The organism is Amycolatopsis eburnea, from assembly GCF_003937945.1.
Classification (GTDB): domain Bacteria; phylum Actinomycetota; class Actinomycetes; order Mycobacteriales; family Pseudonocardiaceae; genus Amycolatopsis; species Amycolatopsis eburnea.
Map to the genome: position 1 here is coordinate 530,775 of NZ_RSEC01000059.1, position 21,444 is coordinate 552,218.

The window sequence follows — 21,444 nt, forward strand, 5'->3', positions numbered from 1 at the left end:
TGGCTCCGTGGTGTCTTGAATGAGTCATTCAGGACCTCCGAAGACCTGAATGAGTCATTCAAGACGTCGGCGAAGCGCACGGTCGGCCCCGGCGCCCGCTCGCGGCGGGGCGGGGTCAGGCGCGGCTCCACCGCTGGTTCGCCTGCCCGTTGCAGCTCCACAGGATCGCGTGCGTCCCGTTCGCGGTGGCCGCCCCTTCGGCGTCCAGGCACAGTCCCGAATGGACGTTCCGCACCGACCCGTCCGCGCCGAACGTCCACTTCTGGTTGTCCTGCCCGGTGCACGGCCAGCTGATCACCCGCGTGCCGTTGGTGGTGCCCTGGTGGTCGGCGTCGAGGCACTTGTCGCCGAACACGCGGACCTCGCCGTTCGGCCAGGTGGTCCACAGCTGGTTCGCCGCGGTCTGGCAGTCCCAGATCAGCGTGCCCGCGCCGGCGGCCGTCGACGCGTTGTCGACGTCGAGGCAACGCCCGGAACCCGCCCCGCGCAGCCGGGACGTCGTGGCGGCCAGCGGGGTGCCGCCGGACACCCGGTACGCCGCGGCACCGTGCGCGGGCACGCTCGCGCTGATCGTCCCGCCAGTCGTCGACGTCGCGCCGGTCCACAGGTCGGTCAGCGTGAACGCCGTGCCGGACAGCCCCGCCTGCGCCGCGGTCGTGCTCACCGTGGCCGTGGCGCCGCCGCGGTTGAGCAGGCCGACCGCCACCGAGCCGTCGGACAGCGGCTTGGCGAAGACCTCGACGTCGCCGTCGTCGCGGACGCGGCGGCCGCCGGCGCCGAGCCGGTCCTGGTCGACCGCCAGCAGGCGCGGGTTCCGCAGCACCGCGCTGATGTCGGCCGACATCGTGCGGATGTCGTTGCCCGCCATCAGCGGCGCGGCCATCAGCGCCCACAGGGTGAAGTGCGCGCGGGATTCGGTCAGGGACAGCCCGGGCCTGCCGACGACGAGCATGTCCGGGTCGTTCCAGTGCCCGGGGCCGGCCTGCGCGGCCAGCGGGGCCGTGACGTCGAGGACGTTGCCCACGCCCATCGGGTAGCTGTTGGTGTTGCCGTTCTGCCAGATGTCGAGGAGGTCCTCGGTGGTGCGCCAGAGGTCCGCGACCTGGCCCCAGTCGTACTTGTCGCCGGTGATCGCGTGGTAGCTGTTGGGGTTGATGCTGTAGACGATCGGCCGCCCGGTGGCGCGCACCGCGTCGCGCATCACCGTGAACCGGGTGACCTGCTCGTCGCGCGTGCCGGCGGGGGAGCACCAGTCGTACTTGAGGTAGTCCACGCCCCACGACGCGAAGGTGCGCGCGTCCTGGGCCTCGTGCCCCTGGCTGCCGGTGGACCCGGGGTAGGTACCGGTCCGCTGGGCGCAGGTGCGGTCGGTCGGCACCTGGTAGATGCCGAACTTCAGGCCCCGGCTGTGGATGTAGTCGCCCAGCGCTTTCATGCCGCTCGGGAACTTCGACGCGTTGGCGCGCAGCGCGCTCTGGGAGTCGCGTTGCGGGTCGAACCAGCAGTCGTCGACGACGACGTACTGGTAGCCCGCGTCCTTCATCCCGGACGAGACCATCGCGTCGGCCGCCTGGCGGACGGCGGTTTCGGTGACGCCGCAGCCGAAGCTGTTCCAGCTGTTCCAGCCCAGCGGCGGGGTGAGGGCCGGGCTGCCGGGCGCGGCCTCGGCGGTCGCCGGGACGGTGACCACGGCCAGTGCGGCGGCCGCGGCGGTGAGCAGGTGGCGGAGTCGAACGGGCATCGTCGCCCCTTTCCGGGAGTCGTCAGGCGGCGAACTGCCACCAGTTCACGTTGAACAGGTAACCGCTGCCGCCGGTGAACCGGAGGTACAGGTCGTGGGTCCCGGTGGCTCCCGAGACCGGGCAGGACACGCTGGTCCACGTCTGCCAGCCGCCGGTGCCCCCGACGGTGCAGGTGCCGGCCAGGGTGCCGCCGGTGCTGTCCAGCCGCAGCTCGATCCGCCCGCCGGCCGCCGCGGAGGCGACCCGCGCGGTGAAGGACCGCGCGCCGGAACCGAACGCGGCGCCCTTGACCTTGATCCAGTCCCCGTTCTCGAGGTAGCCGACGTTCATCCCGCCTTCGCTGGACGGCTCGGTCTCGACGCCGGACTCCCAGGCGATCGTCTCGGCCTCTTGCCGCGTGTACGGGTTCAACGTGCCGACCTGCGGTGCGCCCGTGGTGGTCATATTGATCGTCGGGATCGAGCCGTCGGCGTTGTAGGCGAACTTCTCCACGGCCACCGAGCGCGTGTAGCCACCGCCGCCGGGCAGGGCGCCGTTGTGGTAGAAGAAGTACGAACCGCCGTTGAAGTCGATCACGCCCGGGTGGTTGGTGAAGCTGCTGCCCTGGGTGGGCATGACCGTCCCGCGGTAGGTCCACGGCCCGGTGGGGCCGGGCGCGGTCGAGTAGCCGATGAACTCGGAGCAGCACTTCGCCGCGAAAACGTTGTAGTACAAGCCGTTGCGCTTGTAGACCCAGGGGCCTTCCTCGAACAGCGTCGGCCGGCTCGTGTTCCCCGTGCGCGTGCCGAACCCGGCGGTGGTGAGCGGGATCTGGTTCACCCCGCCGGAGTAGGAGATCATGTCGGGGTTCAGCTTCACGTACCACAGGTGCGGGTTGCCCCAGTACAGGTACGCCTGCCCGTCGTCGTCGACGAACACCGTGGGGTCGAACTCGCCGTTGGCGACGAGCGGGTGCCCGAGCGCGTCGCTGAACGGCCCGGTCGGGCTGGTCGATACGGCCACGCCGATCCCCATCGCGCCGGTCGCCCGGACCGTCATCGGGACGTACCAGTAGAACTTGCCGTTCCGGTACACGGTCTGGCCCGCCCAGGCGTTGGCGCTCGCCCAGCTGAAACTGGCGAGGTTCAACGGCGATCCGTGGTCGGTCCAGTTGACCATGTCCGCCGACGACCACACCCGCCATTCCTTCATGGTGAAGTTCGTCGAACCGTCTTCGTCGTGGCCGGTGTAGAGGTAGACGCGGCCGTTGTACACCAGCGGTGCGGGATCGGCGGTGTAGATCGTCTGGATGATCGGGTTGTCCGCCGCGGCGACGGCCGGGAACAGCCCGAGCGCGCACAGCAGCGCGACGACGAGGGTGCCGACTTTCACGGGTGCTCCTTCGATTCGTGGTCACCGTTGCTCGCGCTCCGAGGCCAGGCGAGGAGCAGTTTGGCACGCCGATGTTCACGCTCACAAGCATTTGCCGCAGTGCGTGAAAGTTACACCTCACCCCGTGTGGTTCACGCTGGGAGTTCGCCGCGTTCCCCGTTTCCCGCGCCGGGAAAGGCTTGACCACCGGCCTCGCGCGAGCCTACACAGAACGTGTTAGCGCTAACTTATTTCGGTGCCGAGGAGGCTTGCGCCATGCCCGAGTTCAGCCGTCGCACAGCACTGGGCCTGTTCACGGTGGGCGGCGCGGCGGCGGCCGGTCTCCTGCGCGGGGGCATCGCCGCCGCCACCGCCGGGCCGAGCAGCTACACGCCTGCCTGGTCGTCGGTCGACCAGCACCCGCCTGCCGCGGAATGGTTCCAGGACGCCAAGTTCGGCATCTACTTCCACTGGGGCGTCTTCAGCGTCCCCGCGTTCGGCAACGAGTGGTACCCGCGGAACATGTACGTCAGCGGGTCCAGCGAGAACAACCACCACAAGGCGGTGTACGGCGACCCGTCGGCGTGGCCGTACCACAACTTCGTCAACGGGGCCCGGGACAAGGCGGGCAACTGGGTGCAGTTCGCGCCGAAGCTCAAGTCCGCGGGCGGGAACTTCGACCCGGCGGAGTGGGCGCAGCTGTTCGCCGACGCCGGCGCGAAGTTCGCCGGACCGGTCGCCGAGCACCACGACGGCTTCTCCATGTGGAACAGCGCCGTCAACGAGTGGAACTCCGTCGCGAAGGGGCCGCGGCTGGACCTCGTGCGGTTGCACGCCGACGCGATTCGCGCCCGTGGCCTGAAGTTCATGGTGTCGCTGCACCACGCCTACCACTTCACCGGCTACTACGACCACGTGCCCGCGCAGTCGGACGCCAGCCTGCGCAAGCTGTACGGCCAGCTGGGTTCGGCGGCGGAAAACCAGCTCTGGTACGACAAGCTGGCCGAGGTGATCGACGGCTACCAGCCCGACTTGCTGTGGCAGGACTTCAACCTGCCCCGAGTCGACGAGTCACGGCGGCTGAACTTCCTGGCGTACTACTACAACAAGGCCGTCGGGTGGAACAAGGACGTCGTGGCGACCTACAAGGACGGCTTCAACAACCGGGGTGAGGTTTTCGACTTCGAACGCGGTGGGCCGGGCGACATCCAGAACCCGTACTGGCTGACCGACGACAGCATCTCCAGCTCCAGCTGGTGCTACACGACCGGAATCGGCTACTACTCGATGAAGGCGATGCTGCATTCGCTCATCGACCGCGTCAGCAAGAACGGCACGATGCTGCTCAACATCGCGCCGATGGCCGACGGCACCATCCCGTCCGGGCAGCGGACGATCCTGCTCGGCATCGGCGACTACCTCGCCCGCTTCGGCGAGTCGATCTACGCCACCCGCGCCTGGTCGGCCTACGGCGAGGGCCCGACGCAGATGGGCGGCGGCTCGTTCACGACGCCGCGCGAGGGCACCAACCGCGACATCCGGTTCACCCGCAGCAAGGACAACACCGTCCTCTACGCCACCGTCATGGGCTGGCCGAACGGCACGCTGGACATCACCACTCTCGCCTCAGGCCGGATCAACCTCGGCTCGCTGAAGTCCGTGCAGCTGCTCGGCTCCGCGGCCGGGTCGTACACCGACCTGCCCGACCGCACCCAGGACGGCTCCGGGCTGCACATCCGGCTGCCGTCGACGCCGTTCAGCGCCCCGGCGTACGTGGTGAAGCTGACGTTCTCCGGCCAGATCCCGGCCTTGGGCTCGGGTCCGGTCCCGACGAGCTGGGTGCGGATCGCCAACGTCACGACCGGTCTCGTGCTCGACAGCGGCGGGAACGTCGCGGCCGGATCGGTGCTCAAGCAGTGGTCCTACGACGGTTCCACCAACCTGCACTGGCAGCTGGTCGACCTGGGCACCGGCTACCACCGGATCGTCAACCGCACCAACGGCATGGTCGCCGACAGTGCCGGCCGCACCGGCAACGGCGTCAACGCCGTGCAGGCTGCGTGGACCGGGAGCGACAACCAGCAGTGGCGGCTCGTGGCGCTCGGCAACGGGCGCTACCAGATCGTCAACCGGGCCACCGGCACCGCGCTCGACGGCGCGGGCACCACGACGGTCGGCTCGGCCGTGGTCCTGTGGGCCCCGAACGGCAGCACCAACAACCAGTGGACCGTCACGGCCGTCTGATCCCCTTCGTCGGAAGAGAGCTGCCATGTTCAGAACCCTGCTGCGGCTGGTGGTCGCCGCCGTCGTCCTGGCCGCCGGCCTGGTGGCCGCCACCGCGCCCGCCGGGGCCGCCACCTCGATCACGATCAACGGCGGGTCGGCCGGGCGCACGTTCGACGGCGTCGGCGCGGTCAGCGGCGGGGGCGGCAACAGCCGCCTGCTGATCGACTACCCCGAGCCCCAGCGCGGCCAGATCCTCGACTACCTCTTCAAGCCCGGCTACGGCGCCGCGCTGCAGATCCTCAAGGTGGAGATGGGCGGGGACACCAACTCGACCAGCGGCGCGGAACCCAGCCACGCCCACTTCCGCGGTGACCTCGACTGCAACCGCGGGTACGAGTGGTGGATCATGGAGCAGGCCAAGGCACGCAACCCCGGCATCAAGCTCGTGGGCCTGCCGTGGGGCGCGCCGGGCTGGATCGGCAACGGCACGTTCTTCTCCAACGACCTGACCGACTACTACCTCTCGTGGCTCGGCTGTGCGAAGCAGCACGGGCTCACCATCGACTACCTGACCAGCGTCCAGAACGAGAAGCAGTGGAGCGCGGACTGGACCGTGACGCTGCGCAACGCGCTCAACGCCAACGGGTACAGCGCGGTCAAGGTCATCTCCGGCGACTCGTGGCCGGGGGACTGGGGACCGGCGAGCGCGATCTCGACGAACACGGCCTACCGCAACGCGACCGACGTCCTCAGCGCCCACTACACCTGCGGCTACCTCAGCGCGCAGACGTCGTGCAGCGTCCCCTCGAGCGTCACGGGCACCGGCAAGACGTTGTGGTCCAGCGAAAACGGCTCCCAGGACTACAACGACGGTGCCAAGCCGCTGGCCCGCGGCATCAACCGCGTCTACCTCGACGGCAAGATGACCGCCTACCTCAACTGGGACCTCATCGCCGCCACCACGCCGAACATCCCGTGGCCGACCGTGGGCCTGGTGCTGGCCAACCAGCCGTGGTCGGGCTACTACTCGGTCGGCAAGGACGCCTGGGCGCTCGCGCACACCACGCAGTTCACCGCGCCCGGCTGGAAGTACCTCGACTCGTCCAGCGGCTACCTCGGCGGCAACCGCGCCAACGGCAGCTACGTCTCGCTGCGGTCCCCGAGCTCCGGTGACTACAGCACGGTCATCGAAACGATGGACGCCACCTCGGCCCAGACGCTGAACCTGAACGTCACCGGCGGGCTGTCGACCGGCCAGGTGCACGTGTGGGCGACCAACCTCAACTCGAACAACTCCGCGGACTTCTTCAAGCACACGGCCGACATCACGCCGTCCGGGGGAGCGTTCTCCCTCACCGCCCAGCCCGGCTACCTGTACACGATCACGACCACCACGGGGCAGGGCAAGGGCACCGCGACCAGCCCGTCGCAGGGTTCGCTGAACCTGCCCTACAACGACGACTTCGACGGGTACGCGACCGGCAAGGAAGCCAAGTACCTGATGGACATGGAGGGCGCGTTCGAGACGTCCGCCTGCGGTGCCGGGCGCGCGGGTACCTGCGTGCGCCAGGCCGCGCCGCAGAAGACGATCCCCTGGAAGAAGTTCGTCGATCCCTACGCGCTGCTGGGCAACGTGGCCTGGAGCAACTACACGGTCAACGCGGACGTGCTGCTGGAGAAGTCCGGGTCGGTCCAGCTGCTCGGCCGCGTCGGCTCGCAGGACACCGGCAACCAGGGCGCGGTGAACGCGTACTACCTGCGGATCAGCGACACCGGCGCGTGGTCGATCCAGCGCAACAACACCAGCCAGCAGGTCACGACGCTGCGCAGCGGCACCACGACCGCGCTGGGCACGAACCGCTGGCACAAGCTGGCGCTGGGCTTCTCCGGCAGCAGCATCACCGCTTCTGTCGACGGCACCGTGCTCGGGACCGTCACCGACTCGACCTTCCCGGCCGGTCAGGTCGGGATCGGTACCAGCACGGGGGAGACCGCCCAGTTGGACAACCTCGCCGTGACCGGCTCGGGCGGCGGGTCGACGTCGGTCCTGCGCAACACCGGTTCGGGCCGCTGCCTCGACGTCCCCAACGTGTCCCAGACGAACGGCACCCAGGTCACGCTGTGGGACTGCAACGGGGGCGGCAACCAGCAGTGGACGCTCACCTCGGGGAAGCAGCTGCTGGTGTACGGCGCGAAGTGCCTCGACGCGGAAGGCGCGAGTACGGCTCCCGGCACCCGGGCGATCATCTGGGACTGCACGGGCGGCACCAACCAGCAGTGGAACGCGAACGCCGACGGCACGATCACCGGTGTCCCATCCGGACTGTGCCTCGCGCCGAGCGGCACCGCGAACAGCGCGCCGGTGACCCTGCAGGCCTGCACCGGCAGCGACGCCCAGAAATGGGCCCGGAGCTAGCGCCCCAATGTGGCCTTCGGTGCGTCAGACGCACCCAAGGGGCCCTTCGGTGCGCAAGACGCAACCAAGGCCACATTGGGGCGCTCGGGCCGTTCGCCCGGGCGCGGGGGACCTCGGCGACGGGAGCATTTCCCTTCGGACAAAGGAGTTCGATGAAAGCACGATGGAGAAGGTCGCTGCAGACCACGGGAGCCGCGGTGGCGCTCGCCGCGGGTGCGCTGGCCGCACCGGCGCAGGCCGCCACCCAGGGGCCGTGTGATATCTACGCCACCGGCGGCACGCCGTGCGTGGCGGCCCATTCGACGACGCGGGCGCTGTACGGCGCCTACAACGGCGCGCTCTACCAAGTCCGGCGGGCATCGGACAACGCGACGCGGGACGTCGGCGTCCTGAGCGCGGGCGGTGTCGCGAACGCGGCGACCCAGGACTCGTTCTGCGCCGGGACGACGTGCCTGATCACCGTCATCTACGACCAGTCCGGCCGCGGCAACCACCTCACGCAGGCCCCGCCGGGCGGCTTCCAGGGCCCGGCCGCCGGCGGGTACGACAACCTCGCCAACGCGGCGGCCGCCCCGATCACCGTCGGCGGGCAGAAGGCGTACGGCGTGTTCGTGGCTCCCGGCACCGGGTACCGGAACAACAACGCCACGGGCACCGCGACCGGCGACCAGCCGGAGGGCATGTACGCGATCTTCGACGGCACGCACTACAACGGCGGCTGCTGCTTCGACTACGGCAACGCCGAACGCAACAGCCGGGACAACGGCAACGGCACGATGGAGGCCATCTACTTCGGCAACATCAAGGTGTGGGGCTACGGCGCCGGGAACGGCCCGTGGATCATGGCCGACCTCGAGAACGGCCTGTTCTCCGGGATCAACCAGCGCTACAACGCCAACGACCCCAGCATCAGCCACCGCTACCTGACCGCGATCATCAAGGGCGGCCCCAACCACTGGGCCATCCGCGGCGGCAACGCGCAGTCCGGCGGCCTGTCCACCTTCTACGACGGCGCCCGCCCCAACGTGTCCGGGTACAACCCGATGCGCAAGGAAGGCGCGATCATCCTCGGCACCGGTGGCGACAACAGCATCGGCTCCGCGGGCACGTTCTACGAAGGCGTGATGACTTCGGGCTACCCCTCCGATGCCACGGAGAACGCCGTGCAGGCCAACATCACCGCGGCCGGCTACGGCACCGGCGGCAGCGGCACCACCACCGGGCCGCTGCACGCGGTCGGCGCCGGGAAGTGCCTCGACGTCCCGGGATCGACCACCACTCAGGGCACCCAGCTGCAGATCTACAGCTGTTCCGGCCAGGCGAACCAGACCTGGACCCGCACGTCGTCGAACCAGCTGACGGTCTCCGTCGGCGGGCAGACGCTCTGCCTGGACGCCTCGGGCAACGGGACCAGCGCGGGGACGAAGGTGGTGACCTGGTCCTGCCACGGCGGGGCCAACCAGCAGTGGACGGTCAACTCCAACGGCACGATCACCGGCGCGCAGTCCGGGCTGTGCCTGGACGTGACGAGCGCGTCGACGGCCAACGGCGCGCTGGTGGAGCTGTGGACCTGCAACGGCGGCAGCAACCAGCAGTGGACGCTGGGTTGAGCACCTTCGACGAAGGAACGAGGTTCTGATGACCACGAGCCTGACCCGGTGGCGGACCGCGCTCGCCGCCATCGGCCTGACAGCGGCTGCCTTGCTGGTCCCCGGCACCGCGGACGCGGCGAGCACGCTCGGCGCGGCGGCGGCGCAGAGCGGCCGGTACTTCGGCGCCGCGATCTCCACGAGCCACCTCGGCGAAGCGGCCTATGTGAACACGTGGACGGCGGAGCACAACGGCGTCACCCCGGAAAACGAGATGAAGTGGGCCACGGTCGAGCCGAACCGGAACCAGTTCAACTTCGGGCCGGGAGAGCAGATCGTCAGCCAGGGCCGGAGCAAGGGCATGAAGATCCGCGGGCACACGCTGGTGTGGCACGGGCAGCTCGCCGGCTGGGTGAGCGGCCTGGACGCGAGCAACCTGCGGTCGGCGATGCAGAACCACATCGCCCAGGTCGCCGGCCACTGGAAGGGCCAGCTCTACGCGTGGGACGTCGTCAACGAGGCGTTCGAGGAGAACGGCACGCGACGGCAGTCGGTGTTCCAGCAGAAGCTCGGCGACGGCTACATCGAGGAGGCGTTCCGCGCGGCCCGCACGGCCGACCCGAACGCCAAGCTCTGCTACAACGACTACAACACCGACGGGGTCAACGCGAAGAGCACCGGGATCTACAACATGGTCCGGGACTTCAAGAGCCGCGGCGTGCCGATCGACTGCGTGGGCTTCCAGAGCCACCTGAGTTCGAGTTCCAACCTGAGCAGCTACCAGTCGAACCTGCAGCGCTTCGCCGACCTCGGGGTCGACGTCCAGATCACCGAGCTGGACGTCGGCGGCTCGGGTTCGGGCCAGGCGAACGTGTACCGGCAGGTCACTCAGGCGTGCAAGGCGGTGGCCCGGTGCACCGGCATCACGGTCTGGGGCGTCACGGACAAGTACTCGTGGCGCTCGGGTGACACGCCACTGCTGTTCGACGGCAACTACGGCAAGAAGCAGGCCTACACGGCGGTCCTCGACGTGCTCAACGGCGGTGGCGGCGGAGGTGGTGCCGCGCTGCGTGCGGTCGCCGCGAACCGCTGCCTGGACGTCCCGAACTCGTCGACCACGGCGGGGACCGCACTGCAGATCTGGGACTGCCACAGCGGAACCAACCAGCAGTGGACCCGCACGAGCGGCGGGGCGTTGACCGTCTACTCGGGTGCTTCGCAGCGCTGCCTGGACACCGCGGGCGGCGGCACGGCCGCGGGCACCGCCGCGGTGATCGCGAACTGCACGGGCGGCAACGGCCAGAAGTGGACGTCGAACACCAACGGCACCCTCACGAACGGCCAGTCGGGCCTCTGCCTGGACGTGACCGGCGCGGCGACCGCCAACGGGACCGCCGTGATCGTGTGGACCTGCAACGGCGGGAGCAACCAGCAGTGGAGCGGGCCCGCCTAGGTCCGCGGCGTTTGTGAGAACTGGCCGGCAGCACGGGATCCCGGGTCGGGTGCCGTGCTGCCGGCTGTTTTGCGTGCCCGCGGCGATGGTGTCGTCGGTTCGGCCGCGGCAACAAGAAGGACCCCAGCCGGCGGGCGGCTGGGGTCTCCCCGGGAACGGTCTCGTGTCGATCTCCGTGGTCAGCGGGAACGGCCGGCTCACCGCTCGCAGCGGCCAACTCGCGCACCGGAACGGCCAACTCGCCGGCAGGTTGGTGAGTTGGCCGTTCCGGTCGGTGAGTTGGCCGCCGGGTTGTTGTGGTCGGGGCTGGGAGGCCGGTGTGGCGGGTTCGCTTGCGCCCCAATGTGGCGTTCGGTGCGTTGAACGCACCGAACGCCACATTGGGTGCGTTCCCGGTCGGCGCGCTAGCGCTGCAGCGTCAGCACACCCGGCCGCCACGGGAGCTGGTCGTAGGGACCGCTCGCGGACGGGGACTTGCCCTGGTAGAGCAGTTGCAGGTTGCAGGGGTCGATGGTCATGGTCTGGTCCGGGTTGGTGCGGACCAGGTCGCCGTGGCTGATGTCGTTCGTCCAGCTCGCGCCGCTGTTGGCCTTGCCCGCGAAGGGGTTGCTTTCGCTGGTGGCCTGCGGGGTCCACGAGCCGCCGAGGCTGCTCGCCGTGTACGAGCGGAAGTAGCGCCCGTTCGCGCCGATCGACTCGACGATCATGAGGTACTGGTTCTGGCCCTGGACCTTGTAGACCTGGACCGCTTCGAACAGGTTGTTCGTCGAGTCGCTCATGATGGTCGTGTAGTTCGAGCCGAAGCTGCCGGGGAAGTTCCCGAGCGGCATGCTCGCCCGGTAGATCTTGCCGTTGTCACCGGCGAAGAACAGGTACATGTTCGACCCGTCCGCGATCAGCGTCTGGTCGATCGGCCCGGTTCCGGAGCCGGAGATGCTGCCGGTGAACAGCGGCTGCGGCGAGGACCAGCCGTTGGGGTTGGTGGGGTCGCTCGACGTCCGGTAGATGAACGGCCACGCACCCCACTGGTAGGCCAGCACCCAGATGTTCTTGGGCGCGAAGTAGAACAGCGTGGGCGCCACCGTGCCCTGGTTCATCCCCGTCTGCCCGGCCGACGCCATGTCGGACCAGTTCGTGAACGGCGTGAAGGCCATCGAACCGTACGTGGATCCCGAGACGTTCGACGCGTAGACGAGGTGCTTGCCGTTGTAGACGACGTTGGTGAAGTCCTTGAGCGAGACCCACCCGTTCTTCGGCGTCGCCAGCACGCCGGTCGACGACCAGCGGTAGGTCGAGGGCAGGGAGCAGCCGCTGCCGGTGGGGGTCGTGGTCGGGGTCGTGGTCGGCGTGGCCGACAGGCCCGTCCACTTCTGGTTGCTGCCGCCGTTGCACGTCCACAGCTGCACCGCGGTGCCGTTGGCCGTGCCGGCGCTGGCGACGTCCAGGCAGAGCCCGGACTGCGTCCCGACCACGGTGCCGTCCGCGTTCACCCGCCACTGCTGGTTGGCGCCGCCGTGACAGGTCCAGATCTGCACCCGGGTGCCCGCGGTGGTCGCGCTGCCCGGGACGTCCAGGCACTTGCTGCCGAACACGGTCAGCTGGCCGCTCGAAGTCGACGTCCACTGCTGGCCGGAACCGCCCCAGCAGTCGTAGATCTGCAGCGCGGTGCCGTCGGTCTGACTGGCGTTCGGCACGTCGAGGCAGCGGCCGGAACCGACCCCGCGCAGGGAGCCGGTGACGTCGGCCATCGCCGGCCCGGCGCCCAGCGTCACCGCGACCGTCGTCGCCGCCGTGACCGTGCCCGCGGCGGCGAGTGCGGCGATCCGGGATCGGCGCCTTCGGCTGACACTTCTTCTGTCCATCGTGAACTTCTCCCAGCCCGTTGCGAGACGACTGTTATCGCTAACATAAGCCGGGACAGCCTGAGCTGTGGGCGGAAGAGTTGTCAATCTTCGCCGCCGGGTCCGGACACTGGACCGGTCGAGTTCGTGAAAGTTACACGGGCAGGACGCGGTGGAGGAGCCGCCGGATCCGGTCGAGGTCGACCTCGCCCGCCAGGTCGGCTCGCGACGGCAGCTCGTCCGTGAGCGGCTCGACGCCGAACAGTAGGCGGGGGAGCGTCGGGTGGATCGCGACGCCGACCAGTTCTTCCGCCACGCCCTCGGCCTCGCCGTCCGGGAGCCCGAACGCGGTCACCAGGTGGGCCGCGAGGTTGCCGGTCGTGACGCCGAAGAGGACGTCGAAGAGGCCCGCCGCCAGTTCCGGCAGCCGGTCGGCCTCGCCGATGCCGAGGCGGACCATCCTCCCGACCGAAGACCAGCGCAACAGCTGCACGAAGCGCCCGCAGTACCGCACGATCGCCTCCGCCGGCTGCTCGGCGTAGTCGGCGGGGGTGCCCATCCGGTCGGCGAACAGGGTGCGGATGCGGTCGACGACCGCCTGGAACAGCGCGTCCTTGGTCGGGAAGTGCGCGTACAGGGAGCGCTTCGACGTTTCCGCGCGCGCCGCGATCGCGTCCATGGAGGTCCGTTCGAAGCCGGTCTCCAGGAACGCGAGCTTCGCCGTGTCGAGGATGTGTTCGCGCAGCGCTTCCCCGCGTCGGGCCATGGCGTCCCACCTAAAGTATACGGTACGGTGTAGTTTACTTTGGTTCTTCGTGCTGACGGGAGTCATCATCCATGATCGTGATCACCGCCCCGACCGGCCGGATCGGCAGCAAGCTCGTCGCGACGCTGCTGACGCGGGACGAGCCGGTCCGCCTCGTCGTCCGGGACCCCGCCAAGCTGCCCGCCGAGGCGCGCGAGCGAGCGGAGGTCGTCGTCGGGTCGCACCGCGATCCCGACGTCCTGGACCGGGCCCTCGACGGCGCCGACGCGTTGTTCTGGCTCATGCCGGCGGACGCGACCGCGAGCAGCCCGTACGAGGCGTACGTGACCGCGTCGATCCCGGGGGCCGACGCCGTGGTGCGGCACGCGGTTCCGCGGGTCGTCATCGTCTCGGCGCTCGGGCGCGGTTCGCGGATCTACGCCGGGCACGTGTCGGCTTCGCACGCGATGGAGGACCTGTTCCGCAGCACCGGTGTCCACCTGCGCGCGCTGGCGCTGCCGACGTTCATGGACAACATCCTCCGCCAGGTGGCGACGCTGGAGAACGGCGTCCTCCCGGGCACGCTCCCCGCGGACTTCAAGATGCCGTGGATCGCGACGAAGGACATCGCCGCGCTCGCCGCCGGGTACCTCCTGGACCACACCTGGACCGGGCAGCAGTCGGTCGAGTCCCTCGGCGGCGAAGACCTTTCGTACGCCGACATCACCGGGATCCTCGGCGACGTCCTCGGCAAGCCGGTCCGCTACGAGCTCGCCGAACGCGCCGCCGTCCAGCGGTTCCTCACCGGGCGCGGCGTCTCCGAGGCGATGGCCCGGTCCATGATGGACATGGACCTCGCGGGGGAGCGCGGCATCAACAACGCCACGCCGCGCACCGCCGGGAACACCACACCGACCACGTTCCGCGAATTCGCCGAAGAGACCCTCAAGCCCGCGCTGACGTAGGCTTCGGGTATGCGAATCGGTGAGCTGTCCCGGCGTACGGGCGTGAGTTCGCGTTCCCTGCGGTACTACGAAGAGCAGGGCTTGCTGACCAGCTCGCGCTCCGGCGCCGGGCAACGGCACTACGCCGGCTCGGCGGTCGAGCGCGTCTCGCTCATCCGGCAGCTGTTCGACGCGGGCCTGTCCAGCCGGGTGATCGCGACCGTGCTGCCGTGCGTGGAAAGCCCCGACGACCCGGACGTCGCCGAAGAGGCGTTCGCGACGATGATGCGCGAACGTGACCGCATCGACCGGGAGATCGCGCGGTTGACCGAGTCCCGGGACGCGCTCGACGTGGTGCTCGCGGCCAACAGCCGGCACCGCGCGGAGCTGGTCGCCCGGTCGGCCTGACGCTGTGACCCGCGCCTCAGCCGGTTGCCCCTGACACCGGTGTCAGCGGTCAGCATGGCCGCAGGGCCCGGAAACACCGGGCCGGGTGTCCGGAAGGCGGCGGAAAATGGGACAGGCGTGGGGTTTCAGCGGGTTCGGCGGATCCGAGGTGCAGGAGTTCTTCGAGCGCCCCGATCCCGCGCCCGGCCGCGGTGAGGTGCTGATCCGGGTCGACGTCGCCGGCGTGAACCCCCTCGACCACCTCCTGCGCGCGGGACTGGTGCCCGGCCTCGACGGCGGGCGCCCGTTCCCCCGCGTGCTGGGCATGGAGGCGGCCGGGACCGTGCTCGCCCTCGGCGAAGACGTCGAGGGGCTCGAGGTGGGTGACGCGGTCTTCGGCTTCGCGCTCACCGGCGGCGGCACGTACGCCGAGACGACGGTGCTGTCCGCGGCGAACACGGCGCGCATCCCGGCGGGGCTGTCCGCGACGGTGGCGGCGACGCTGCCGGTGGCGGGCACGACCGCGGTGGACGCGCTCGACCAGCTCGGCCTCCCGGCCGGCGCCACGATCCTGGTCAACGGCGTCGGCGGCGGCGTCGGCCTGGCGGTCGCCCGGCTGGCGGCGGCGCGCGGGCTGCGCGTGCTCGGCACCGGCAGCGCGGCGAAGCGCGAGCAGGCCGAGGCGGCCGGGGTGCGGTTCGTCGACTACACCGCGGAGGACGTCGTCACGACGGTGCGCTCGCTGGTTCCGGCGGGCATCGACGGCATCGTCGACCTGGTCGGCGGCGCGTCACTGCGGACGGTCGCCCCGCTCGCGCGCGAGCCCCGGACGGTGATCTCCGTGGGCGACCAGTCCGTGGCCGAGCTGGGTGGCCGGTTCGTCGAGCGCCGCCTGGACCGGGCCAACCTGGAGCGGTCCGCGCAGCTGGCGCTGGACGGCGTCCTCGCGCCGGTGATCACCGCGGTGCACCCGCTGTCCGACGCCCCGGCCGCGCTGGCCACTGTCGAGCGGGGGCACGCCGCGGGCAAGGTGGTCATCAAGGTGACGTGAGCTCCTTGCGACGGCCGATGTCCGTGCCTCGCGAGCGGCCTGCCGCGTCTTGAATGACTCATTCAGGACCGCCGAAGACCTGAATGACTCATTCAAGACGTCGGCGAAGCCGTTGCCGAGCGGGCCGCCGCGACGTTGCCGAGCCTCGTCGCCGCCGGTGCGACGCTTTCGTTGCCCGCCGCGACTTCCGGCCTCACGCGGCAGTGAGGTGCTTCGTGCGCACCGGCGGCTCGGCTTCCTCGGCCAGCAGGTGTTCCGCGCGGGCGAGGTAGTCGTCGATCGCGCGCAGGCGGACCGCGACGCGCCGCTCCACCGCGGTGGCCTGCTCCAGGATCGCGTCGGCGCGGTGGCGGGCGCTCGTCACGACGGCGTCGGCCTCGGCGCGGGCGAGTTCGAGCATCCGCCGGACGCGGTCGCCGACCGCCGCCGGGTCGGCCGGGGCGGCCGCGAGGCGGTCCAGGCGGGCGCGCAGCCGGTCGTTTTCGGTGCGCGCCGCTTCGAGCCGCCGGGCCAGTGCTTCGGCTTCGGCGAGCGCGGCGTCGCGGTCGAGGGTGAGCAGCCGCAGTTCCTCCCGGGTTTCGGCGAGGTGCTCGTCGACCTGCTCGCGGTCGTAGCCGCGCAGGGTGAGCGCGAAGCTGGTCGGCAAGGGCAGCGTCATGCCGCCCTCCGGTCCCGGAGCGTCGTGCGCAGCTCGTCCAGGTCGCCGGCCGTGCGCAGGACCGGGGGATCGAGGCGGCCGATGCGGTGGTCGTCCTCCTGCAGCGCGGTGAGGAACCGCGTGATCCGCGCCGGTGCCGGGGTGACGGTGCTGCCGCCGAGGTACCGCAGGACGATCAGGTCTTCGCCGGAGTGCGTTTCGACGGCGGCGGACCAGCCGTGGACCTCGTCCCAGAGCAGGGCGACGTCGCGGTCGGGGTAGCCGGGCAGGCGCTCGTCGAGGGCGACGTAGGCGGAGACCGGGGTGTCGTGGTCGACGGTGCAGGACTCCATGCCGATGCCCAGGGCGGTGGTGACTTCGGCCAGGTAGTCGTGGAGCGTGGCCAGGGCCGGGTGGCTGCCCCGGCCGAGGTGGAGCGGGGTGGTCATGGACGTGTCCTTCGTGCGCGTGCGCCGGGTGGCCGAACCGGTCCGGCCACCCGGCGGTACCGGGTCAGGCCTGGATCTGCTGCCGCTCGGTCTTCGCGCCGGTGACTTCGATGCGCCGGGGCTTGGCCCGCTCGGCGATCGGGATGCGCACGGTGAGCACACCCTGGTGGTAGTCGGCGGCGATCCGGTCGGTGTCGAGGGTGTCGCCGAGGAACAGCTGCCGCGAGAACACGCCCAGCGGCCGTTCCGAAACCTGCAGCCGGACGTCGTCGCCGGTCGGCAGCGGGCGCCGTTCGGCCTTGACGGTCAGGACGTTCCGTTCGACGTCGAGCTCGATGGCGCCGGGGTCGACGCCGGGCAGGTCGAAGCTGACCACGAACTCGTCGCCGGTGCGGTAGGCGTCCAGTGGCATGGCGGCGGGGCGGGACCAGGTGCCCGGTGCCGGGGTGCCGAACACCTGCTGGGCGAAGCGGTCCAGTTCGCGGAACGGGTCGGTGCGCATCAACATCGGGGTCCACCTCCAGGGTCGTCTTGCGTCAACACGCACTGCTTTTCTAGCATGTCATCAATTGGATGACAAGTGTGACGTCGTCGATAGGATGACAAATGCAGGACGAAGAACTACGCGGAATCAGTGACGTCGTCGGGGCGGCCCAGGCCGGCCGCGCCGCTCCGGACGACGTGCTCGGTGCGCTGACCCGGTTGCGGGCGTTGCGTGATCAGCTGGGTTCGTGGGAGCCGGAGCTGATCGCGGCGGCGCGGGCCGGCGGGGTCAGCTGGGCCGCGCTCGCCCCGGCGCTGGGGGTGGCGAGCCGGCAGGCGGCCGAGCGCCGGTTCCTCCGGTTGCGGCCCGCGCCGGACGGCGAGCTGACCGGCGAAGCGCGGGTGGCCGCCGAACGCGGCCGCCGAGCGGGTGACCGCGCGGTCGCCGAGTGGGCGCGCCGGAACTCGGCGGTGCTGCGGCAGCTGGCCGCGCAAGCCATCGCGGCGCGCGGCCTCGGCGACGCCGGTCAGGCGAGCGCCGCCCGCCTCGGCGCCGCACTGGGCGAGGACGACGTCACCGGGCTGCTGCCACCCCTGGCCGAGATCCGCACGCACCTCGAGCGCGATCACGGTCCGTTGGCGCAGCGGGTGGGGGAGATCGGCGAGCACGCCGAGCGGTTGCGGCGTGCGGCGGTGGAGCGGCGTCGGGAGCGGTGATCACTGGCGGGGTTGCGGTCGGTTGCCTCGGCAGGTGTCGGCGACCGATTGCGGCGGTCGAGCGGCGTCAGGATCCGTGACCTCGGGCGGGGCCACGGTCGGTTGGCCCCGTCGGGTCGGTGAGCACACCGAGCGGCGTCGACGGCGGTGGCCTCAGGCGGGGTCGAAGACGTGCCGTGGCTGTTCGGTGCGCCGCACCGCGATCGCGGTCAGCACGGCCACGACCGCCGTCACGGCACCGAGGACGGCGAGCGCGCTCCGGGTGCCGCCGGTTGCCGTGCCCATCGCGGAAATGGCGAGCGGGGAGGCGAACTCGCCGAGGAACAGCGTGCTCGTCCACAGGCCGGTACCCCTGCCTCGCTGTTCGAACGCCAGCCGCTTGACGGCCCAGGTGACCAAGGTGGGCAACAGCATCCCGGTGCCGAACCCCGTGAGGACCGCGCCGACGGTGATGAGCGCCGGGGACGCCGCGGCGAACACGAGCAGGAACCCGGTGGCGGACAGGCCGAATTCGACCGGCAGCAGGAGCCGCGGGGTCTTCCCGGCCAGCGGGCCGAACGCCAGCGCGCCGCCTGCCGTGCCCAGTGACATGAGCACGGAGACCAGCCCGATGGCTCCGGTCGAGGTGACACCGACTTCGGTGAGCACGTAAGGCAGTTCGACGATCAGGGCGTAGAAGACGACGCCGCCGAACACGGTGACCAGGCACGGCGTGGCCAGCTCGCGCCACGGAAGCTTCGGCAGGCGCTGGTGCACGGTCGGCGCACCCGGTTGCCACAGCTTGGCCAGCATCGGGATCGCGAGCGGCGCGGCGACGGCGTACAGCCAGAACGGCGTGCGCCAGCTCGACGCGCCCAGTGCGCCGCCGAGGGCCAGGAACGCGGTCGCCGACAGCGTGGCGACCAGTGTCTGCAGGGCCAGGTAGCGCGCCCGGCGTGCGCCGGACCAGTAGTCGCCGATCAGGGTCGTGCAGCAGGTCATGATCGCGCCTTCGCACAGCCCGACCAGGACGCGGCTGGCGAGGATCGCGCCGAGCGAGTCCAGGTACAGGGGTGCGGTGCCGAACACGGCGTAGGCCAGCATCGCGGCGATCAGCAGCCGCTTCCGGTCGATCTTGTCGACGGCGATGCCGGCGAACGGCGCGGTGAGCGCGATCAGCAAGGCGGGCGCGGTGAGCACCAGCGGGACGAGGACGTCCACGACGGGGGTGTCCGCGAAGGCCTGGGTCAGCCTCGGGAGGACGGGGGCGATGAGGACGGCTCCGAGCACGGACATGCAGCTGCCCGACAGCAGGAGCAGAAGCTGCGTCATCCCCGCCGATCGCCGGGTGGCCGGGTGCTGCGGAGCGGGGCTTGCGGGCATGTCGGCACCTAGATTCGTCAGTGGTCCAGGACGGGGAGAAGTCTGGGTTTCCCGGGCCTGGAACGGAAATCACGATTCGTTAAGTGCGGCATCACCGCGGTGGATGGCGACTTCCGCCGCCGCCTCGGCGACGAGCTCGCGCAGGTAGCGGTGCTCGGGGTCGTCGTCGTGGATCGGGTGCCACCACATCGCCTCCAGCAACGGGCTCACCTCGACCGGGCACGGCAGCGCCCGGACGCCGAGCGCGGCCGGGATCCGGTCGGCCAGGCGCCGTTGCAGCAACGCGACGCGGCCGGAGCCGGCGACCAGGCCGGGAATGGCCAAAAAGGACTCGGTGACGATCCGCACGCGCGGTTCGATGCCCAGCATGCGCATCTGCCGCGCGGCCGGGGTCGACGCCGTCGGCCCGTGGTAGGTGGCCACCCACGGCATCGTTTCGAGCTGCCCGGCGGTCAGGGTGTCGCCGACCTCCGGGTTGTCGGCCGAGACGAGGCACACCCACTCGTCGGTGTAGAGGTCCTGGTACCGCAGGCCCTGGAGAAAACCGTGCGGCAGCAACAACAAGTCGAGGCCCGCCAGCACCTGCTCGGCCGCGTCCACCACGTGCGGGGTGTTCGCCAGCAGGCGCAGCCGGGCCCCGGGCGCCCGCTCGTCGAGCACCGCCGCGAGAGCCGGGCCGAGCACCGCCGCGGCGTAATCGCTGACCACGAAAGAGAACTCGCGCGTGGTGGCCGCGGGATCGATCGCGGCGGTGAAAACCCGGTCCACGCCGGCCAACGCGACGCCCACCCGCTCCTTCAGCTGGACGGCCAGCGGCGTCAGGCGGGAGGCGTTGCCCACGCGGGTCAGCAGCTCGTCGTGGAAGTGCCGGCGGAGCCGGGCGAGCTGCGCCGAGACCGCCGGCTGGCTCAGTCCCACCTGTTCGGCCGCGCGGGTGACGCTGCGCTGCTGGAGCAACGCGTCCAGCGTGACCAGCAGGTTCAGGTCCAGCGTGCCGAGGTTCATCGCGGCAGGATATCCACCGCGCTGATGTGGCGCATCAGCTGATTCGTCTTCCCTGATGTCCGCGCACACTCCACCCTGGGTGGCGTGGAACGAAACGATCCCGAAGGCGCGATCGCGGCGGCGGCGAAACGGTGCTCGAACGCGGGCCGGTGGGGCCCGGACGACGTGCTCGGCACGCTGAACCACCTCGACGAGGCCAAACGCGTGGAAGGCGCCGCGCTCGTCCGGCGGGGCGCGAGCTTCTCCCTGGCGCAGCGCTTCGGCGCCGACGGCCCGCAGAAGGGCTGGCGCCGCCGGACGAACCCGGTGCACACGATGCTCGACACCGGCGTGGACGCCGAACGCGGCACGCAGGGCTTCCCGCACGGGATCGGCGGCGCCGACGACGTCGTGTTCCTGCCGCTGCAGTCCTCGACCCAGTGGGACGGGCTCGGCCACATCTTCGACCACGGCGTCGCCTACAACGGCCGCCGCGCGGGCGACGTCGTCACCAGCGAAGGCGACCGGGTGACCGGGATCGAGACGACCGCCGGGCTGCTCGCCGGCCGCGGGGTGCTGCTCGACGTCGGGCGCGTGCTCGGCGGCGGCGAGCTGCCCGACGGGTTTGCGATCACCGTCGAGCACCTCGAGGCCACGATCGCCGCGCACGGCACCACCGCCCGGGTCGGCCGCGGCGACCTCGTCCTCGTCCGGACCGGCCGGCTCACCCGGGCCCGCCGGGAGGGCTGGGGTGACTACGCGGGCGGCGATTCGCCCGGCCTGTCGTTCACCACCGCGGAGTGGCTGCACGACACCGAGATCGCCGGGATCGCCACCGACACCTGGGGCGTCGAGGTGCGGCCGAACGAGTTCGACAACGCGTTCCAGCCGCTGCACCAGGTCGCCATCCCGCACATCGGGCTGTTCCTGGGGGAGATGTGGGACCTCGACGCCCTCGCCGAGGACTGCGCGGCCGACGGCGTCCACGAGTTCTGGCTGACCGCCGCGCCGCTGCCCGTGACCGGCGCCGTCGGCGCCCCGGTCGCCCCCATCGCCGTCAAGTAACCG

At 70.7% G+C, this 21,444-nt stretch carries 18 protein-coding genes; 9 read left to right on the top strand and 9 right to left on the bottom strand.

The features are described from left to right. Positions 1–115: 115 nt before the first annotated feature. Together EIY87_RS34585 and EIY87_RS34590 are read right to left on the bottom strand one after the other, a co-directional pair. Complete coding sequence (locus tag EIY87_RS34585) at positions 116–1,741, bottom strand: glycoside hydrolase family 27 protein (protein WP_125314098.1); 1,626 nt, start codon at positions 1,739–1,741, stop codon at positions 116–118. A 22-nt stretch (positions 1,742–1,763) separates the two neighbouring features. After that, the gene (locus tag EIY87_RS34590; protein WP_125314099.1) at positions 1,764–3,113 is read right to left on the bottom strand and encodes a glycoside hydrolase family 43 protein; all 1,350 of its coding nucleotides are present in this window, start codon (positions 3,111–3,113) and stop codon (positions 1,764–1,766) included. Between the two features lie 255 nt (positions 3,114–3,368). Between EIY87_RS34590 and EIY87_RS34595 the strand changes: the two genes are divergently transcribed. The 4 genes from EIY87_RS34595 to EIY87_RS34610 all read left to right on the top strand — a co-directional run bounded on the left by EIY87_RS34595 (position 3,369) and on the right by EIY87_RS34610 (position 10,776). Then, a complete protein-coding gene (locus EIY87_RS34595) occupies positions 3,369–5,336 on the top strand; it encodes an alpha-L-fucosidase (RefSeq protein WP_125314100.1) in 1,968 nt (655 codons plus the stop codon). Between the two features lie 25 nt (positions 5,337–5,361). Beyond that, the gene (locus tag EIY87_RS34600; protein ID WP_125314101.1) at positions 5,362–7,734 is read left to right on the top strand and encodes a ricin-type beta-trefoil lectin domain protein; all 2,373 of its coding nucleotides are present in this window, start codon (positions 5,362–5,364) and stop codon (positions 7,732–7,734) included. Between the two features lie 152 nt (positions 7,735–7,886). Next, a complete protein-coding gene (locus EIY87_RS34605) occupies positions 7,887–9,344 on the top strand; it encodes an arabinofuranosidase catalytic domain-containing protein (protein ID WP_125314102.1) in 1,458 nt (485 codons plus the stop codon). A gap of 28 nt (positions 9,345–9,372) precedes the next feature. After that, positions 9,373–10,776, top strand: coding sequence for an endo-1,4-beta-xylanase (locus EIY87_RS34610; RefSeq protein ID WP_125314103.1), 1,404 nt, complete (start codon positions 9,373–9,375; stop codon positions 10,774–10,776). A 404-nt stretch (positions 10,777–11,180) separates the two neighbouring features. Here EIY87_RS34610 and EIY87_RS34615 read toward each other — a convergent pair whose 3' ends face one another. Continuing rightward, the gene (locus tag EIY87_RS34615) at positions 11,181–12,638 is read right to left on the bottom strand and encodes a non-reducing end alpha-L-arabinofuranosidase family hydrolase (protein WP_125314104.1); all 1,458 of its coding nucleotides are present in this window, start codon (positions 12,636–12,638) and stop codon (positions 11,181–11,183) included. A 133-nt stretch (positions 12,639–12,771) separates the two neighbouring features. Further along, positions 12,772–13,383, bottom strand: coding sequence for a TetR/AcrR family transcriptional regulator (locus EIY87_RS34620; RefSeq protein WP_125314105.1), 612 nt, complete (start codon positions 13,381–13,383; stop codon positions 12,772–12,774). A 71-nt stretch (positions 13,384–13,454) separates the two neighbouring features. Between EIY87_RS34620 and EIY87_RS34625 the strand changes: the two genes are divergently transcribed. The 3 genes from EIY87_RS34625 to EIY87_RS34635 all read left to right on the top strand — a co-directional run bounded on the left by EIY87_RS34625 (position 13,455) and on the right by EIY87_RS34635 (position 15,744). Beyond that, the gene (locus tag EIY87_RS34625; protein WP_125314106.1) at positions 13,455–14,327 is read left to right on the top strand and encodes an NmrA family NAD(P)-binding protein; all 873 of its coding nucleotides are present in this window, start codon (positions 13,455–13,457) and stop codon (positions 14,325–14,327) included. Between the two features lie 9 nt (positions 14,328–14,336). Continuing rightward, a complete protein-coding gene (locus tag EIY87_RS34630) occupies positions 14,337–14,714 on the top strand; it encodes a MerR family transcriptional regulator (RefSeq protein ID WP_125314107.1) in 378 nt (125 codons plus the stop codon). Positions 14,715–14,820: 106 nt separating this feature from the next. Beyond that, positions 14,821–15,744 (top strand): NADP-dependent oxidoreductase, encoded by a 924-nt coding sequence (locus EIY87_RS34635; RefSeq protein WP_125314108.1) that lies wholly within the window; start codon positions 14,821–14,823, stop codon positions 15,742–15,744. A gap of 193 nt (positions 15,745–15,937) precedes the next feature. Here EIY87_RS34635 and EIY87_RS34640 read toward each other — a convergent pair whose 3' ends face one another. From EIY87_RS34640 to EIY87_RS34650, 3 genes are all read right to left on the bottom strand, one after another. Then, positions 15,938–16,402 carry a DivIVA domain-containing protein gene (locus EIY87_RS34640; protein WP_125314109.1) on the bottom strand — a complete coding sequence of 155 codons (465 nt, stop codon included), beginning with the start codon at positions 16,400–16,402 and terminating at the stop codon, positions 15,938–15,940. Next, positions 16,399–16,830: a DUF6292 family protein gene (locus EIY87_RS34645; RefSeq protein WP_125314110.1), complete on the bottom strand. Its 432-nt coding sequence runs from the start codon at positions 16,828–16,830 to the stop codon at positions 16,399–16,401. Before EIY87_RS34645 ends, EIY87_RS34640 begins: the two co-directional genes overlap by 4 nt. Positions 16,831–16,894: 64 nt before the next feature. After that, the gene (locus EIY87_RS34650; RefSeq protein WP_125314111.1) at positions 16,895–17,338 is read right to left on the bottom strand and encodes an Hsp20/alpha crystallin family protein; all 444 of its coding nucleotides are present in this window, start codon (positions 17,336–17,338) and stop codon (positions 16,895–16,897) included. A gap of 98 nt (positions 17,339–17,436) precedes the next feature. Between EIY87_RS34650 and EIY87_RS34655 the strand changes: the two genes are divergently transcribed. After that, positions 17,437–18,030 (top strand): HSP18 transcriptional regulator, encoded by a 594-nt coding sequence (locus tag EIY87_RS34655; protein ID WP_125314112.1) that lies wholly within the window; start codon positions 17,437–17,439, stop codon positions 18,028–18,030. Between the two features lie 153 nt (positions 18,031–18,183). Here the strand turns inward: EIY87_RS34655 and EIY87_RS34660 are convergent, their stop codons facing one another. Further along, positions 18,184–19,392: an MFS transporter gene (locus EIY87_RS34660; protein WP_125314113.1), complete on the bottom strand. Its 1,209-nt coding sequence runs from the start codon at positions 19,390–19,392 to the stop codon at positions 18,184–18,186. A 69-nt stretch (positions 19,393–19,461) separates the two neighbouring features. Next, a complete protein-coding gene (locus EIY87_RS34665) occupies positions 19,462–20,397 on the bottom strand; it encodes a LysR family transcriptional regulator (protein ID WP_125314114.1) in 936 nt (311 codons plus the stop codon). A gap of 84 nt (positions 20,398–20,481) precedes the next feature. Between EIY87_RS34665 and EIY87_RS34670 the strand changes: the two genes are divergently transcribed. Then, positions 20,482–21,441: a cyclase family protein gene (locus EIY87_RS34670; protein ID WP_125314115.1), complete on the top strand. Its 960-nt coding sequence runs from the start codon at positions 20,482–20,484 to the stop codon at positions 21,439–21,441. Positions 21,442–21,444: the final 3 nt, after the last annotated feature.